Source organism: Streptomyces griseorubiginosus (genome assembly GCF_017614965.1).
Classification (GTDB): Bacteria; Actinomycetota; Actinomycetes; order Streptomycetales; family Streptomycetaceae; genus Streptomyces; species Streptomyces griseorubiginosus_B.
Genome location: NZ_WVUG01000006.1, coordinates 18,448 through 34,106 on the forward strand (window position 1 = coordinate 18,448; position 15,659 = coordinate 34,106).

At 72.3% G+C, this 15,659-nt stretch carries 13 protein-coding genes; 7 read left to right on the forward strand and 6 right to left on the reverse strand.

Annotation, left to right across the window (positions count from 1 at the left end; translation table 11 throughout):
• Positions 1-3 precede the first annotated feature (3 nt).
• A complete protein-coding gene (locus GRC12_RS02200) occupies positions 4-456 on the forward strand; it encodes a cold-shock protein (RefSeq protein WP_208776902.1) in 453 nt (150 codons plus the stop codon).
• Between the two features lie 21 nt (positions 457-477).
• On the opposite strand, the gene GRC12_RS02205 is transcribed toward GRC12_RS02200, so the two are convergent.
• The gene (locus tag GRC12_RS02205; protein WP_208776903.1) at positions 478-2,262 is read right to left on the reverse strand and encodes a hypothetical protein; all 1,785 of its coding nucleotides are present in this window, start codon (positions 2,260-2,262) and stop codon (positions 478-480) included.
• Between the two features lie 279 nt (positions 2,263-2,541).
• On the opposite strand from GRC12_RS02205, the gene GRC12_RS02210 reads away from it, so the two are divergent.
• From GRC12_RS02210 to GRC12_RS02220, 3 genes are all read left to right on the forward strand, one after another.
• Positions 2,542-3,858, forward strand: a complete 1,317-nt coding sequence (locus GRC12_RS02210; protein ID WP_439959863.1) for a hypothetical protein — start codon at positions 2,542-2,544, stop codon at positions 3,856-3,858.
• 92 nt (positions 3,859-3,950) lie between these two features.
• Positions 3,951-4,694: an SAM-dependent methyltransferase gene (locus tag GRC12_RS02215; protein WP_208776904.1), complete on the forward strand. Its 744-nt coding sequence runs from the start codon at positions 3,951-3,953 to the stop codon at positions 4,692-4,694.
• 62 nt (positions 4,695-4,756) lie between these two features.
• A complete protein-coding gene (locus GRC12_RS02220) occupies positions 4,757-5,128 on the forward strand; it encodes a hypothetical protein (RefSeq protein WP_208776905.1) in 372 nt (123 codons plus the stop codon).
• Between the two features lie 332 nt (positions 5,129-5,460).
• Here the strand turns inward: GRC12_RS02220 and GRC12_RS02225 are convergent, their stop codons facing one another.
• Together GRC12_RS02225 and GRC12_RS02230 are read right to left on the reverse strand one after the other, a co-directional pair.
• The gene (locus GRC12_RS02225; protein WP_208776906.1) at positions 5,461-6,135 is read right to left on the reverse strand and encodes a polysaccharide lyase family 7 protein; all 675 of its coding nucleotides are present in this window, start codon (positions 6,133-6,135) and stop codon (positions 5,461-5,463) included.
• A complete protein-coding gene (locus GRC12_RS02230; protein WP_208776907.1) occupies positions 6,132-7,376 on the reverse strand; it encodes an SGNH/GDSL hydrolase family protein in 1,245 nt (414 codons plus the stop codon). The genes GRC12_RS02225 and GRC12_RS02230 overlap by 4 nt, the downstream gene beginning before the upstream one ends.
• A 223-nt stretch (positions 7,377-7,599) precedes the next feature.
• Between GRC12_RS02230 and GRC12_RS02235 the strand changes: the two genes are divergently transcribed.
• From GRC12_RS02235 to GRC12_RS02245, 3 genes are all read left to right on the forward strand, one after another.
• Positions 7,600-9,531: a glycoside hydrolase family 97 catalytic domain-containing protein gene (locus GRC12_RS02235; RefSeq protein WP_439959864.1), complete on the forward strand. Its 1,932-nt coding sequence runs from the start codon at positions 7,600-7,602 to the stop codon at positions 9,529-9,531.
• A gap of 267 nt (positions 9,532-9,798) precedes the next feature.
• Positions 9,799-9,978 (forward strand): hypothetical protein, encoded by a 180-nt coding sequence (locus GRC12_RS02240; protein WP_208776951.1) that lies wholly within the window; start codon positions 9,799-9,801, stop codon positions 9,976-9,978.
• Between the two features lie 22 nt (positions 9,979-10,000).
• A complete protein-coding gene (locus tag GRC12_RS02245; RefSeq protein WP_208776908.1) occupies positions 10,001-12,661 on the forward strand; it encodes a carbohydrate-binding protein in 2,661 nt (886 codons plus the stop codon).
• 144 nt (positions 12,662-12,805) lie between these two features.
• On the opposite strand, the gene GRC12_RS02250 is transcribed toward GRC12_RS02245, so the two are convergent.
• The 3 genes from GRC12_RS02250 to GRC12_RS02260 all read right to left on the reverse strand — a co-directional run bounded on the left by GRC12_RS02250 (position 12,806) and on the right by GRC12_RS02260 (position 15,630).
• On the reverse strand, positions 12,806-13,933 hold the full coding sequence (locus tag GRC12_RS02250; protein ID WP_208776909.1) for a PP2C family protein-serine/threonine phosphatase: 1,128 nt from the start codon (positions 13,931-13,933) through the stop codon (positions 12,806-12,808).
• A 103-nt stretch (positions 13,934-14,036) separates the two neighbouring features.
• The gene (locus tag GRC12_RS02255) at positions 14,037-14,504 is read right to left on the reverse strand and encodes a hypothetical protein (protein WP_208776910.1); all 468 of its coding nucleotides are present in this window, start codon (positions 14,502-14,504) and stop codon (positions 14,037-14,039) included.
• A 76-nt stretch (positions 14,505-14,580) separates the two neighbouring features.
• Complete coding sequence (locus tag GRC12_RS02260) at positions 14,581-15,630, reverse strand: LacI family DNA-binding transcriptional regulator (protein WP_208776911.1); 1,050 nt, start codon at positions 15,628-15,630, stop codon at positions 14,581-14,583.
• Positions 15,631-15,659: the final 29 nt, after the last annotated feature.

Below are 15,659 nucleotides of genomic sequence, written 5' to 3' on the forward strand. Positions count from 1 at the left end.
GGTGTGGTGACACGGGGTCGGGTCGTGCGGTTCGACGAGGTGCGGGGATACGGCTTCATCCGCCCCAGGGACGGGGGTGAGGACGTCTTCATGCACGCCAACGACCTCATCGACGAGAAGTACCTGTACCAGGCGGGCAGTGAGGTCGAGTTCTCCCTGGAGCAGGGCGAGAAGGGGCCGAAGGCCTCGGACATCCGTCTCGTCCGCCACGCCGGCCATGACCACCATGACCACCGGACCAACCGTGCGGCCCCGTCTTTCTCGGAGGTGCCGCTGCGGCACGGGGACGTCCAGGACATCGACGGCGAGGTCGAGTTGCTGTCGGTGGAGGACTTCCGCATCGATCTCACCGAGGCCCTCCTGGAACACGCGGGAAGCCTGACGGTCGCCCAGCTCAAGGAGGTCCGGGCCTGTGTCGTCGACCTGGTCCGCAAACGCGGCTGGATCGTGGACTGACCCCGGAATCGAGCTGGCCGGTCAGTCTCTCGGGGAGACCGATTGCGGTGGGGACGGGATCGGGGCCGTGGTGATCGTCATGGGGGTGCCGGTGACCGCGATGAGGTAGGTGCGCGGACGCTGGTCGGCCGGCATCGGCAGAAAGCCTCCGGGGGGTTCCACGAGGTAGTCGGCGGACGCGTGGGGGGCCAGTTCGGCGGGGCCGGCGGCGATGGTCCACCAGTCGGAGGCGCCCTGCCCGACGCGATCGGCGAAGTGCGGGGTGAGGGTCGTACCCGTGGTGTTGACGGCGTGCACGCGCACGGCCGTGACGCCGGCACTCGAGCGGTGCGCGGTGAAGTGCGGGGCGAGGCTCAGCCGCAGGGGCGGCGGGCTCGCGGCGGCGATCGCCACGCACACGAACGCCGGGGCGAGCAGACCGGCGGCAAGGAAGCCCTTGGCGCGGTGGCCGGTGACCCGGGGCAGCCGCGGCTGCCAGGCGGTGGCGAACGCGGCGGCCGGGACGGTGGCGACGGCCGCCAGCCACAGCGGCGTCATCAGCATGTAGTAGCCGTCCTGGGACCGCGTGGCCAGGTAGAACGCGCACCAGGGCAGCACGGTCAGGGCGGGACCCAGCCGCCGTACGAACAACAGTGTGGCGGCCAGGAGAGCCAGCAGGAGCAGCAGGCTGCCGTAGGAGTAGTAGTCGAGGCGGCTGCTGCCCGCGGTGAAGTAGTAGGAGATGCCCATCACGCCCTGACCGTGCAGGATCGCCTTCTGGTCGAGCGGCAGGAGCGTGCCGTGCAGCCAGGAGGAGAACTGCTGGACGGCGAAGTAGGCGTTGATGGCGGCCCAGCTCAGCGCGGCGGTGGCGGCGTAGCGGGCGGTGACCGCCAGACCGCGCCGGCGACCGAGCTCCCCGCGCCGGAGGGCGTACAGGCCGATCAGCAGGAACGGGAGCAGGAACCACGCCAGTTGCTGGGCGGCACAGGCGGCCCCCAGACAGGCCGCGCGCAGCACGCCGCCCGGCCCCAGCCGGCCGCCCGCTCCGGTGGCCGGCCAGCGGACCACCACCGGGACGAGCAGGGCGAGCGCGGTGATCGCCGTGTAGCCGGAGTACGCGTAGTGCGGCAGGAGGCCGAAGCCCAGGCACACGGCCGTGGCCGCGGACCGCCAGGGAACCGGCAGCAGGAACCAGAGCAGGACCGAGGAGGCGGCCAGCGCGCCCGTGGTGACCAGCGTGGCGGCCGCCGTCGAGTGGACGACGGCGTGCACCGGCGCGGCGAGCAGCGCGGTCAGCGGCGGATAGCCGTAGGTGTAGTCGGCGCCGCCCGACATGGTCTTGGTGACTCCGACGGACGGTGTGTCGAACAGCCAGGGCCAGGGCTGGCCGTAGACCGGGTGGCCCCGCAGGATCTCGCTCGCGGCCTGCGCGGTCAGCACCCCTTCGTCGGCGCCCGCGTGATCGAGGACGTAACCGCAGGCGACGAGCGTGAGGGCGGTCAGCAGGACCAGGACGTCGACACGGACCAGCGCCTGCCGGCTCCGGACGAGCAGGCTGAGGACGCCGCACAGCAGGATCGAGGCGTAGCAGACGGAGATGACGCCCGCGACGGCCGGATGCGAGTCCATCGCGGTGGTCCACGCGTCGCGCGTGCCGATGAAGAGGCTGATCGTGGCCACCAGGGTCATGCCCCGGTGCAGTTGCCGCGGCGCGTCGGCCGGCAGGCCCGACTCCGGGACGGGCGGCGAGGGAGGAACGGCGGGACGGGTCAGCGGACGGCGACGGATTTCCATGCCCGGACCTGCCTCATGGGTGTCGGCCATGGCGGCCACCTCCTCAGCCCTCTCCGCCGCCAGGACGCCCCCTTGAGTCCGGGCAGCGGAAACCCTCCCCTACTACATCATGTAGAGGCGATTTCCGCGGTCCGGGTTCCATCGGACGGGTGGCGGCGAGTCGACCCTCCACTTCCATCAGCCGGGCGGCGACTTTGACCTTCGACGAGCAACCCTCAACCCCCGGACCCCCTCTACACAGTTGAGGCCGCGCGGACCGCGTCCTCGGCCGTCCCGGCGCCGAAAGCGCACGGAGGGAAAGGACAGGGTGTGCGGAACCGGGAGACGGTGGGGACCGTGCCCGTGCTCGACGACGGGGAACGGACCGGCCGGCTCAGATGGCCCCTGGTGCGGTGGCACAACCTGCTGCTGACCCTGTGGACGGCGGTCTGGTTCGTCGTCGCCGAACGCCACGAGGCCGTGTCCTGGCACTATCTGCGCACCGGCCAGCAGCTCCTGTTCAACCAGATTCCCGGCGGCGGCCTGGCCCTCTACGCCAACCACCCCGAGCTGCAGATCGGCCCGGTCAGCTTCCTCGCCGCCGGACTGTTCGCGCCGTTCCCGCCCGAGCTCGGCGAGAAGCTCGCCGACCTGTTCATGTCGGTGCTGGGCCTGTACATGCTGGTCCTGGTCGGCAGGACCGCCGCGGACCACTACCGGGGCACGGGGATCAACCACCGCCGGCTCCAGCAGCGGGTCCTGGTCGCGGGGGCGGCCTTCATCCCCATGTGGGTGGAGGTCGCGGTGCGGTTCGCCCACCTCGACGACGTCCTGGCGCTGTTCTTCACCACCCTCGCCGTGCGCGCCCTGGTGCGCGGCAGAGCCACCGCGGTCGGTGTCTTCCTCGCGCTCGCGGTCGGCTGCAAACCCTGGGCGGTCGGCTTCCTGCCGCTGCTGCCGGCACTCCCGCGGGCCACGTGGGCGCGGGCCGCCGCCTGGCTGTTCGGCCTGGTGGCGGTGGCCTGGCTGCCCTTCTACCTCACCCACACCGAGACCCTGGCCGCGGCCCGCTTCACCATCCCCAACCAGCCCGCGTCCGCGCTGCGCTGGTTCGGCGTGCACGATCCCGTCACCCCCTCGTGGGACCGGCCCGCCCAGATGGCGCTCGGTGTGGCGCTGGGCGCCCTCGCCGTGCGCCGGGGCCGCTGGCCGGCGGTCGTGCTGCTCTCCGCGGACGCCCGTATCGCCCTCGACCCGAGCGTGTACACGTACTACAACGCCTCGGTCCTGCTGGGCACCCTGATCTGGGACTCCATCGGCCAGCGGCGCCTGGTCCCCTGGGTCAGCTGGATCGCCCTGATCTCCCTCTACGGCAGCGCCCTGCTGGTCCCCTCCGCCTCCGCCCAGGGGCTGATCCGCCTGGCCTTCGCCGTGGGTTCGGCGGCCTACGTCCTGTGCTGGCCGCAGCGCACCCCACGCGGCAGACGCGGCGGCGGACGCCCACCGGCCCCGCCGTCACCCGAGCGGGGCGCCGCGGGCGGACCACCTCTGCGTACGGCGCCCCCACCCGCGCGCCGCTACCGCGCCGAGCCCGGCCGCACCCGCTCAGGACGCCCGGGACGCCGGCTGCCCCGCTGCTCGACGTGAGAGGGGCGGGCCCGCAGGCAGCCCCGGAGCCTGGTCGCCCGCGCCGCCAAAACCAGGTGCGAGCGGGGCGCCGTCGTTGGCAGGCTGCGGCGGTGAACCGTGAACGCATGTCCATGATCGCCCACACCGGGCACCCCATAAAAGCCCCGCTCGACGACGACTCGGTACGGCGGCTGCTGGACCGCGGGCTGCCCAGGGGCGACGAGCGGGTGCTCGACCTCGGGTGCGGCAGCGCGGAGTGGCTGCTGCGGGCCCTGGCCACACGGCCGGACCTCCGTGCCGAGGGCGTCGACATCTCCGGCGACGACCTGGCGCGGGCGCGGCGGGCCGCGGACGGACTCGGCGTCGGCGACCGGCTCGTCCTGCACCACCGGAAGGCCGAGGAGTTCGTCTCGCCCGAACCGTTCGACGTGGTGCTCAGCTTCGGCGCCACCCACGCCTTCGGCGGCCTCATCCCCACGCTCGCCGCCGCCCGCCGACATCTGGCCCCCGGCGGCCGGGTCCTGATCGGAGAGGGGATCTGGGAGCGGCCTCCGTCCCCGGAGGCGGTCGGCATCCTCGGGGACCTCGGCGACCTCGCGACCACCGTGGACCGTGTCGTGGCCGACGGCTGGACCCCCGTCGACGGGCACATCAGCACCCGTGCCGAACTGGACGCCTACGAATGGGCCTGCTGGGGCTCCCTGGCCGAGTGGGCCCTGGACCACCCGGACGACCCGGACGGCCCGGCGGTCCTGCGGACCGCCGGCACCCGCCGCTCGGAGTGGCTGCGCGGCTACCGGGACACCTTCGGCTTCGTCTCCCTGGTGTTGCGCCGCACACAACAGGGCTCCTGAGCCTGGCTCTTGGCCAGGGAACGCGCCACTGTGGACAGCAGCGACCACGTCGAGGAGGACCCATGAGATCGAGCAGTTGGCCGTGGTTCTGCGCCTGGCTCGCCGTAGGAGCCCTGGCCTCGCTCGGCCTTGTCGCCATCTTGAGTATCGGCGTCTACCTGCTGCCCCTCGCCCTGCTGGCGGCCGCCCTGCTGGCCACCCGGCGCGGTTCCGCGGCCGGGCTGCCGGGACTGGTCTCGGGGCTGGGGGTGCCGCTGCTGTACGTGGCCTTCCTCAACCGCGGCGGCCCGGGGAACGTGTGCACGACGACATCCACGAGCCAGTCGTGCGTGGACGAGTACAACCCCTGGGTGTGGCTGGCCGCAGGGGTGATCTTCCTGCTCGCGGGGATCGTGCTCGGCGCGGTACGGCAGCGCCGGGCGACGCTCCGCTGAGCGCGCCGGGGGTCCTTCGGGGCCCCCGAGGGGCCGGTCGGCCCCTGCCGCACGGAGGCCGTACCCCGGACAGTCGAAGGACGCGGGGAGTCGCTCCTGAGGTGCCGGAGCGCCAGGGCGCCCGCGAGGGGACCGCTTGTGCGGACAGGCGACGGACCCGTCGAGGCGCGGGAGGATCGACGACCGGGCATCCGTACGTCCGCTGCCATGCGGACGGCGGATGCGTCCCCGCCCTGCCCCGGGCCCTCGTCCTTGCGGCCGGTTTCGAGCCGGGGCGCGGCCGTGCGGACGGCCGGCGTCCGCGTGTCACGGGGCCGCCGCCGTGCGGTGGTTCACCGCATCCAGTAACGGAGGTTGCGGAAGCGGGCCTCCGCGCGGCCGGAGCCGTGGTTGTAGACGCCGTTCTTGAAATAGCGGGTGGCGGGACCCCGGTCGGCGACGGTCAGCACGAGGGAGTCGTCGAAGTAGACCTTGACCGTGCCGGTCCCGCTGCTCGCCCGGTGGGCGATCTTCACGTTGAACCAGGTGTCGTACACGCCCGTCCTGAGCACCGTTCCGTCGTAGCGCCGTACCGTTCCGCCGTTCGTGTCATAGGCGTTGAGCATGATGTCGGTGGCGGGGGTGCCCGAGGGGTGGACGCTCCGCAGGATCTGCACGAAGGAGGCGCCGTCCGTGCCGGACGGGAGGTACACGTCCGCGTCCCACATGTGGTCGCCCGTGGTGTAGTCGACCTTCCAGCGCATCTCGGTGCGCGGGTCGGTCGAACTGCCCTTCTCGAAGGGCTCGTCGGTGGCGTACACCCACATCCGGTGCACCCCGCCGCTGTAGCTGTGCCGGTCGCCCAGGTCGAGGTTCCACGGCTTGTGCCAGCTGTAGTCGAACGACGCCTGTGTCCAGCCGTCGGTGGGACCGGCGGCCACGGCGGCACGCGCGACGGACGGCAGCGCGAGCGCGGCGCCCCCGGCGAGCAGGCCCGTGCCGGCCCGTAAGACGGATCTTCTGTTCATCGAGTGACCTTTCCGGTGAGGGAGTTGAGGTCGACGGCGTCGGCCATCGCCTGCAACCCGGCGTCGTTGAAGTGCAGATGGTCTCCGGAGTCGTAGGCCGGAAGGATCCGGTCGGGCGCGGCGGGATCGCGGACCACGGCGTCGAAGTCCACCACCGCGTCGAAGATCCCGCCGTGCCGGATCAGTTCGTCGACGGACTGCCGGACCGCCTCACGAGCCGCGGTCCAGCCGCCGTTGCCGCCGTACGGCGTGATGGTGGCGCCGACGACGCGGATGCCCCGGGCGTGGGCGCGCGCCACGATCTGGCGGTAGGCGGCCTCGAAGGCGGCCGGGTCCGTCTGGTTGGGCGTGCCCTTGATGTCGTTGATGCCCTCCATCAGGATCACGGCGCGCACACCGCTGCGGGAGAGTACATCGGCGTCCAGCCGGTCCAGGGCGCTGGGCCCGGTGCCCTCCAGCAGCACACGGTTGCCCGCGATGCCGGCGTTGAGCACGCCCAGCCGCCTGCGCGGGGGCAGTTGGCCCAGCCGGTCGGCGAGCCGGTCGGGCCAGCGGTGGTTGGCGCTCGCCGTCGAACCGGACCCGTCGGTGATCGAGTCGCCCAGCGCGACGACGCTGCCCACGGCCGGCGCGCCCAGCACGTCGACGCCGGTCAGGTAGTACCAGGAGCCGGTGGTCGCGGTGTAAGCGGCGCCGGCCGGGTCCGCCGTGTGGTCCCCGGCCGGGGCGATGAACGACGTCTGCAGGGCGGAGCGGTGATAGGTCGCCGGGCCCGAGTCCTCGGGCGTGTAGAGGCTGACCAGCAGGTTGGCGTCCGCGGGCACCCGCAGCGGTACCGGATCGCTCACCGCGTCGCTGCCCGCCGGTATCCCGACGGAGGCGGCGCCGTGGAAGGTGACCGTGCGGACCGAACCCGCCACGGCCTCGGGGCTCTTGGGGGCACCGGGCTCCTGCACGGCGACCGTCACGGCTCCCAGGTCGAGCGGCGCGGTGCCGAGTCGGTTGGACACGCGGACGCGGGCCGCGCGGCCCCCGACGCTGGTGTGGATCACGTTGCGCACCGTCTTGCCGGGCAGTTCGGCGACGGTGCCGGCCGCGGCCGCCTCCCAGGTGCCCGTCCAGGCGGGCCTGTCGGACCGGTGCGTGCCCGGGGCGGCCGCGCTCGCCGAGAGCGGCACAAGGGCAAGGGGCAGTGCCGCGGTGAGAGCCGCGAGCGAGTACCGGATCGTGAACGTGCGCATACCGTGCAGTCCTTCCGGTCGGAGTCGGACGCAGGCAATCGCAATACATCGGAGGAGTCAAGATATTGGACAGCGGTTGTGGATGTGATCGACGGGTGAATCCGCTTGTAATCAGGCGCTATTGGACAACTCACCCCCTGGGAAGGCCGTTGACAGGTGAAATGCGGTCCGCCTAGGTTCGCTATACACCCGATGTATCCATGAGCCGTCAGTCTGGAGGACGATGATGACCTCGCAGCCGGGGAAGCGCTTGCCGCTGCGGTTGAGAACGACGGTCACGGCACTGTGCGCCGGCCTGGCGGCCGCACTGTGTCTGACCGTGCCCGCGCGGGCGGAGCAGGACACCGCACCGCGCGCCCATGTCTGGTCCCTGTCCGCCGCCGCGCACGACGCACCCCACGCACGCGTGTCCCTCGACGACTCCACCGGCGCGCTGAGCCTGTCCGTGTCCCGCGAGGGCCGTACCGTCATCGAGCCCTCGCCCGTCGGCATCCTCACCGAACAGGCCGACTTCTCCCAGGGCCTGCACTTCCTGCGCCGCACCGACCGGCTGGTCGACGAGCACTACCGGACCAGGTCCGGCAAGCGCCTGGACCGCAGGGTCCGGATGAACGAGACCCGGCTGTCCTTCGCCACGCCCGCCGGCGCCCGCATCGACCTCGTCGTACGCGCATCGGCCGACGGCATCGCCTACCGCTATGTCCTGCCCGCCGGACACGGCGACGTCCTCGGCGAGACCTCGGCCTTCAACCTCCCCCCGGACGCGAGCGCGTGGCTCGGCACCTACCGGGTCGACAACGAGGGGCAGTTCAACCAGTACACCGCCGCCACGGCCCCCACCGGCGAGTACTCCGACCAGGCCCTCTTCTCCACCGCCGGCGGCTACACCCTGCTCGCCGAGTCCGACCTGACCGGCCGCTACTCCGGCGCCCGGCTCGCCCACGACCAGGGCACCGGCACCTACCGGATCAAGCTCGCCGACGACCGGGTCCACACCACCGGCCCGCTCACCACCCCCTGGCGGGCCATGATCACCGGTGACCTGGCCACCGTCACCCGCTCCACCTTCACCGACGACCTCGCCCCCTCCTCCAAGGTCGCCGACACCTCGTGGATCCGCCCCGGCACCGTCCTGTGGACCTGGCTGGCCGGCGGGCGTGAGGCCGGGCAGAGCCTCGCGGCGCAGAAGGCGTACGTCGACTACGCGGCCGCACGCCACTGGCCCTACGAGGCCGTCGACGCCGGCTGGTACTTCAAGAGCGACGCGTGGGACACCACCGACCCGAACTGGCAGACCGACAGCTGGATGCCGCAACTCGTCGACTACGCCCGCGCCAAGGGGGTCGGCATCGTCGTCTGGATCCATCAGCGCGACCTCGCCACGGCCGAGCAGCGCGCCCAGTGGCTGCCCACCCTGGAACGCTGGGGCGTCAAGGGCGTCAAGATCGACTTCATGAACTCCGAGGCGCAGTCCATGCTCCAGTGGTACGACGACGTCCTCAAGGACACCGCCGCCCACCACCTCATGATCGACTTCCACGGCTCCACGATCCCCAAGGGCATCCAGCGCACCTGGCCGCAGGTCATGACCCTGGAGGGCGTCGGCGGCGAGGAGAAGCGCACCAACACCGCGACCCACCTCACCACCCTGCCCTTCACCCGCAACGTCATCGGCTCCATGGACTTCACCCCCGGCGGCTTCCAGCGCGTCGGCCAGCGCCCCGACTCCGACGCGGCCGAGGTCGGCCTCACCGTCGCCTACGAGTCGGGCCTGCAGATGTTCGCCGGTACCCCCGAGTCGTACGACGCCCGGCCGCTCGCCCGTGACTTCCTCCAGCAGCTCCCCGCCGCCTGGGACGACACCCGGCTCCTCGCCGGACAGCCCGGCCAGGAGGCGGTGCTCGCCCGCCGCAGCGGCCGGCGCTGGTTCATCGGCGGGGTGTACGCGGGCGCCGCGCACACCGCGCAGGTACCGCTGTCCCTCGGTCCGGGGCGGTGGCTGGTGCAGACGATCCGGGACGGCGCCGACGGGCTCGTCCAGGACCAGAAGGTGCTGCGCGGGGGAGCGACGCTCAGCGTCGACGTCGTGGCGGGCGGCGGCTTCGCGGGCATCGCCTGCCCGTGGCATCCGGGGATCACCACCTGTTACCGCTGACGGGAACGACCGGCCCGGCCGACGGCGGGGAAAGCCGCCGTCGGCCGAGCCGGCGACGCAAGCACGCGTGCCCCACACGCCTTGGACCGAGCCCGGCGGGTGAACTCCCCATGCGGCAGCACGATCTGAGGAACTATCGCCTGCGCCTGCGGATGAACTGCGAGGGCATGGACGCGGAGCAACTGCTCGCGGTCGGTCGGCGAGCCCGACGGCGACTTCGACGGAGCCGTCGCCGACCCGGCGGTGGTCGAGGAGGCGTACGCCGCGATGGAACGCGAACAGGCCGCGGTCAACAACGCCGGCGGCTTCGCCGACCTCGACATCCACCAGCCGGAAGCCGCGCTCGCCGGCCTGGTGGCGTGCGCGCCGCTGCTGCTGGGGTTCCTGCTCGCGCGGCGCTTCCTGCGCACGGGGCTGCGGGCCGGAGACGGAGAAAGGCTGACATGAGACCCACGACTGGAGACGGCACATGAGACCGAGGCATCTGTTCACCCTGGCCGCCGTGACCGCCCTCCTGGCCGTCCCGGTCCAGGCGCAGGCGGCGGCCCCCGCCCGTACCTACCAGGTGGCGCCCTGGGGCGACGACAAGGCGCACGGCTCCCCGACGGGCCCCCTGCGCACCATCGGCGCCTGTCTGGACCGCGTCCGCCCCGGGGACACCTGTCTGATCCACCACGGCACCTACCGCGAGGAGGTCACCCCGCCCTCCGGCACCAAGGACGCGCCGATCACCCTCGCCGCGTACGGCGACGGCCCGGTCACCGTCGACGGAACCGAGAAGGTGTCCGGCTGGAAGGACGCCGGCGACGGTCTGGTCGCCGCCGACACCGACCTGCCGCCCGACCCCGACTTCAACGCCGTGTTCCTCGACAACGAGCGGGCGGCGGAGGGGCGTTGGCCCAACTCCGGCCCGGATCCGCTGAACACCACCTGGGCCGAGGCCGACCCCACCTCCACCGACCAGCACATCGACGACACCGACCTGCCGGACGCCGACTGGACCGGCGCCACGGTCCATCTGTGGGCGGGCTCCAACCCCTGGGCCCAGCAGACCGGTACGGTCACCGCCACCGCGCCGGGCAAGCTGGACTTCAAGGGCGGCAACCACCGCTGCCCGCCGCTGTGCATGGGCAACCAGAACTACCGCAACTACTACCTGGTGGGCTCCAAGGCCGCCCTGGACCAGCCCGGGGAGTGGTATTACGACAAGACCGCGCACCGCCTCTACATGGTCCCGCCGAAGGGCGGCATGGCCGGGCACACGGTGACCGCCAAGCACCGGCTGTGGGGCGTCGACCTGACGGGCAGCTCCCACGTCACCGTGCGCGGCCTGAACCTGTGGGGCACCTCCCTGCGAACGGGCGCCTCCAGTACGGGAGTCGTCGTCGACGGACTGCACGCCACGTACATCTCCGAGTTCTCCACCCTCCCCATGCCCCCGGACGGCGACCTCGCGATCCCGCCCTACGAGGGGCACATCGTCGCCTCCCGCATCCTCGACTCGGGCGTACAGATCCTCGGCACCGGCAACACCCTGAAGAACAGCGAGATCTCGCAGTCGGCCGGCGACGGCGTCCTGGTGCGCGGCACCGGCAACACGGTCACCGACAACTACATCCACGACGTCGGCTGGATGGGCAGCTACACCCCCGGCATCGAGATCAACGGCAACGGCCACAACGTCACCCACAACACGATCCGCCGCACCGGACGCGCCGCCATCGACACGGCCTGGCAGCTCAACGGCACCGAGTTCCACGGCAACCGCATCGCCTACAACGACATGTCCGAGGCGATGCGGACCTCCCGCGACGGCTCGCCCTTCTACGTCTGCTGCAGCCTCGACGCCTCCGGCACCTCCGTCGACCACAACACCGCGCACGACGCCGACGGGCAGGTCGGGTTCTATGTCGACAACTACTCCGGCCACTTCCTGCTGCACCACAACGTCGCCTGGAACACCGGCAGTCGGGGCACTTTCTTCAACGGTCACACCGGTCCCAGCATCGCCAACCAGGACCACAACTCCAGCTACGGCGTGGGCATCAACGGCACCTCGGTCCAGCTGAGCGGAGCGACGGACGCCTCGGGGTCGTACATCAGCAACATCGTGGGACCGATGCCGGTCAGCGTGACCCAGAAGGGCGATCCGCTGCCGGTCGTCCGCTCCAACGTCATCACGGACAAGCCCGGTTACACCGACGCCGTCAACGGCGAGCTGTGGCCCACCGCCGGCTCACCGGTGATCGACGCGGGCGAGACGATCGACGGCGTCACCACCGACGTACACGGCACGGCCCCCGACGTCGGCGCCTACGAGTACGGCGCACCGGTCTGGTCGACCGGCTGCGACCTCCCCGGCTGCCGGCAGCGCGTACGGCACGGCGAGTGGACCGCCACCGCGAGCGACGGCACCGACGCCTCCGCCGCCGCGGACGGCGACATCAACACCCGCTGGACGGCAGCGAGTCCACAGGCGCCCGGTCAGTCCCTGACCGTCGACCTGGGGGAGGCCAGGACCTTCGACCGGCTCTCCCTGGACGCCGGACGCGACACCAGCGGCCAGCCCTACGGCTTCACGGTCTCCGTCAGCCGCGACGGCAGCCACTTCGGCGGCGCCCTCGCGCGGGTCGCCGGCCGCTCCTTCACCCAGGACGCCGCGTTCCCCACGCAGACGGCCCGCTATGTCCGCCTCACCCTGACCGCGAGCGGCCCCGCCGCCTGGGTCGTCAACGACCTGCGCCTGTACGGCGACGGCCCCGACGCCTCCACCACCCTCCAGGCCGAGCAGGCGACATCCGTGCACGGGGTACGGCAAGGAGAGGCCGCGACCGACGAACTGGCCTCCGGCGACTGGATCGCCTACCGGCACGCCAGCCTGAACGGCGACCGTCTCACCGTCCGCCTCGCCTCCACCTGTGCCACCGGTTGCACCCTCCAACTCCGTCTCGACACCCCGCACGGCCCCCTGGCCGCGACCCTGCCCGTGCACACCACGGGTTCCCCCGACACCTGGCAGGAGCAGTCGGTCACCCTGCCCCGCGCCGTGACCGGAACCCACGACCTCTACCTCGTCGCGAAGGGAGGCCCCCGGGTCGCGGCCCTGGACTGGCTGACGATCCGCCCGTGACACCGGCGGGCCAGGTGTATTGATCACGAGCGTCCTCGACGCGGTCCGGTCTTGATCGTGGCGAAGGCCTCCGTGTGTGGTGGAGGTGTCGAATCTTCACCGCACGGAGGCCTTCATCTCCCACCGTGATGCCCGGCCGACCGTTCACAGCCGCGGCGACCGGCGGACGGTCAGGACCGCGATGTCGTCGTGCTGGCCGCCCTCGCCCGCGAACGCCCGGGCATCCTCGTACAGGGTCTGCGGCAGAGCGGCGGGGGAGAGGTCCAGCTGTTTCGCCAGCCGCTCCTCGACCGGGTAGAACGTGCCGTCCGCCGCCCGGGTCTCGGTGAGCCCGTCGGTGCTCAGCAACAGCGTCGCGCCCTCCGGGAAGTCGAACCAGCTCACGGTGGTGGGCTCCTCGGCGAGCTCCGCCAGCCCCAGCGGGACACCGGTCTCCACCGGCGGCTGGGCGACCGCGCCCTCGTGCACCACGTACGGCGGGACATGCCCGCAGTTGACGGCCTGCACCTCGGTGTCCACGTCCACCCCGATGATCAGCGCGGTGACGAAGCGTTCGTCGTCCCCGGTGTGTGCCGCATAGGAGTTGTGCCGTACGACCGAGGCGTCCAGGGCGTCGACGAGCGCCGTCAGTGTGGGCTCCCGGTGGGCCGCCTCGCGGAAGGCGCCGATGACGGCGAACGCGGCACCGACGGCCGCCAGCCCCTTGCCCTGCACGTCGCCGATGAGCACCCGGGTGCCGAAGGGCGAGTCGACGACGTCGTAGATGTCGCCGCCGACCAGCCGGTCCTCCTGGAGCGGCTCGTAGACGCCGTTGACCAGGACGTCCCCGGTGAGCAGCGGCAGCGGATGCAGGATGTGCCGCTGCATGGCCGCGGCCGTCGACCGCAGCCGCAGCATCTCGGCCTCGCGCCGGATACGGCGGTGGCAGGCGTACACCGAGGTCACACACAGGGCGAGGGTGAACAGGACCAGCAGGGTCCGGTCCAGCCAGTGCCCGCCGGCGGGTGCCCGCAGCGCCGTGGTGATCGTGACGATGACGGTCGTCCACGCGGCCACGAACCCGGTCTGGCGGACCGTGCACAGCGCGGACGCCGTGCTTGGCAGGAACACCAGCAGCGCCAGGATCCACACCTCGGTCCCCGACAGGGCGCTGAGGATCTCCACCAGCAGCGTCGCGGTCAGCGCGCCCACGACCACTTCGGCGTTGCCCGGCGGCTCGATGGCGTCGAGGACTTCGTCGGGTCTCTTCCGTCGTCGGCTGTCGGCGGCCATGCGAACTCCCGGGCAGGTGATGATCTCCCCGTACGGTATGCCAGACCCCGCCGTGCGCGAGAGGCGCGCCGCGTGCGGCGGCCCCGGGGTCGGTCCCGTCCCGTCAGGGTACGACGGTGAGCACCTGGCCGGCCGGGCGCGTACCGGCGTAGGCGTAGACGTGGACCTCGACCGACCTGCCGGGCCTCGCGGGGACGAGGGAGAGCGCGAGGACGCGACCGGCGCCGTCCTTCGCCACCGTCCGCAGCCGCACGGAGGCCGCGGGGGAGACGACGACGGTACGGCCGTGGGAGCAGTCGGAGGAGACGGAGACTATCCGGGGCGGCGGACCGCCGTCGTACGGGGCCGAGGCGGGAAGCCGGGAGGCGGCCGGGGCGGCGGGCATGCCCCGGCTGGACGCGGTGAGAGGGGTCGTCCCGATGTGATCGGCGCCGCTCCAGAAGGTGACCCCGCACAGTTTCACCGGGGGCCCACCGCTGCGGATGTCCGGTCCGGAACAGCCGGCGACCGCGAGCGCCAGACAGACGGCCGCCGACGCGGTACGGCCACGGCGGCGCGGAGTTCGAACCATCGGCGTTCCCTTCGTACGGCCCGGCACCTCATGCGCCGGCCGTTTCCTCAGACGCCGAAGGCACCGCGAACGTTCGTCACGAGCTCTCCCGGAGCACCAGCTCGGTACCGGCGAAGGTCGGCGCCGGGGCCTCGTAGTCGCTCTCCAACTGGCCGCGCAGCAGGGCGAAGGCGTCGCGCCCCAGCCCCTGGAAGTCCATCCGTACGGTGCTCAGGGCCGGGGTGAGGAAGCCGGCGTGCGGGGCGTCGTCGAAGCCGATGACGGCGACGTCACCCGGGACCGACCGGCCGGCGTGGTGCAGGGCGCGCAGCACGCCCAGCGCCAGGTCGTCGTTGCCGCACAGGATCGCCGTCACCTCCGGGTCACCGGCGAGTCGCTCTCCCTCGTCGTAACCGGTCTGCGCGTCCCAGCCGTTGCCGCCGCGCGGTTCGGGCGGGGTGACGCCGGCCTCCTCGAGTGCGGCGCGCCAGCCCTGGGCACGGAGGCCCTCGGAGCGGCCGGTGCCCACCGAGGTCGGGATCGCGACGTAGTGGACGGTCCGGTGTCCGAGCCGGAGGAGGTGCGCGGTGGCGGCGCGGGCCGCCTCCCGGTCGTCGGCCCACACGGCCGGGCGGGGAGGCCTCCGGCCGTGCGGGGGAGCCTCGACGACCGCGGCGCACGGGACGTCGGCCGGGATCCGGCGCAGCGCCGACGCGCCGAGCCGGTCGAAGCCGATGACCATCAGACCGCCCCCGCCGGCCACGGCCGAGGAGATCGTGCGGTCCAGGTCGTCCTCGGGCGTCAGTACCCTCACGCCCAGCGAGTAGCCGGCCGCCCGGGCCGCCTCCTCCAGGCCCTGCAGGGTGGCCGCGTAGCCGTAGAGGGTCGTGTTCGCCGTCAGGACGGTGACCGACCGGGTCACTCCGCTGGCGAGCGCGAACGCGGTGGCGTTGCGTCGGAAGCCCAGTGTCTCGATGGCCGCCTCGACGCGCGTGCGGGTCTCGTCGCGGACGTTCGGGTGGGCGTTGATGACCCGCGAGACCGTCTGGTGGGAGACGCCCGCGGCGCGGGCGACATCGCGAATGCTGGCGGCCTTGCGGGGTTCCTGACCGTGGTCGGCGGGCCTTGTGTGACCGGTCACATCCATGGAACGATTGTGACCGGTCACATGACGCC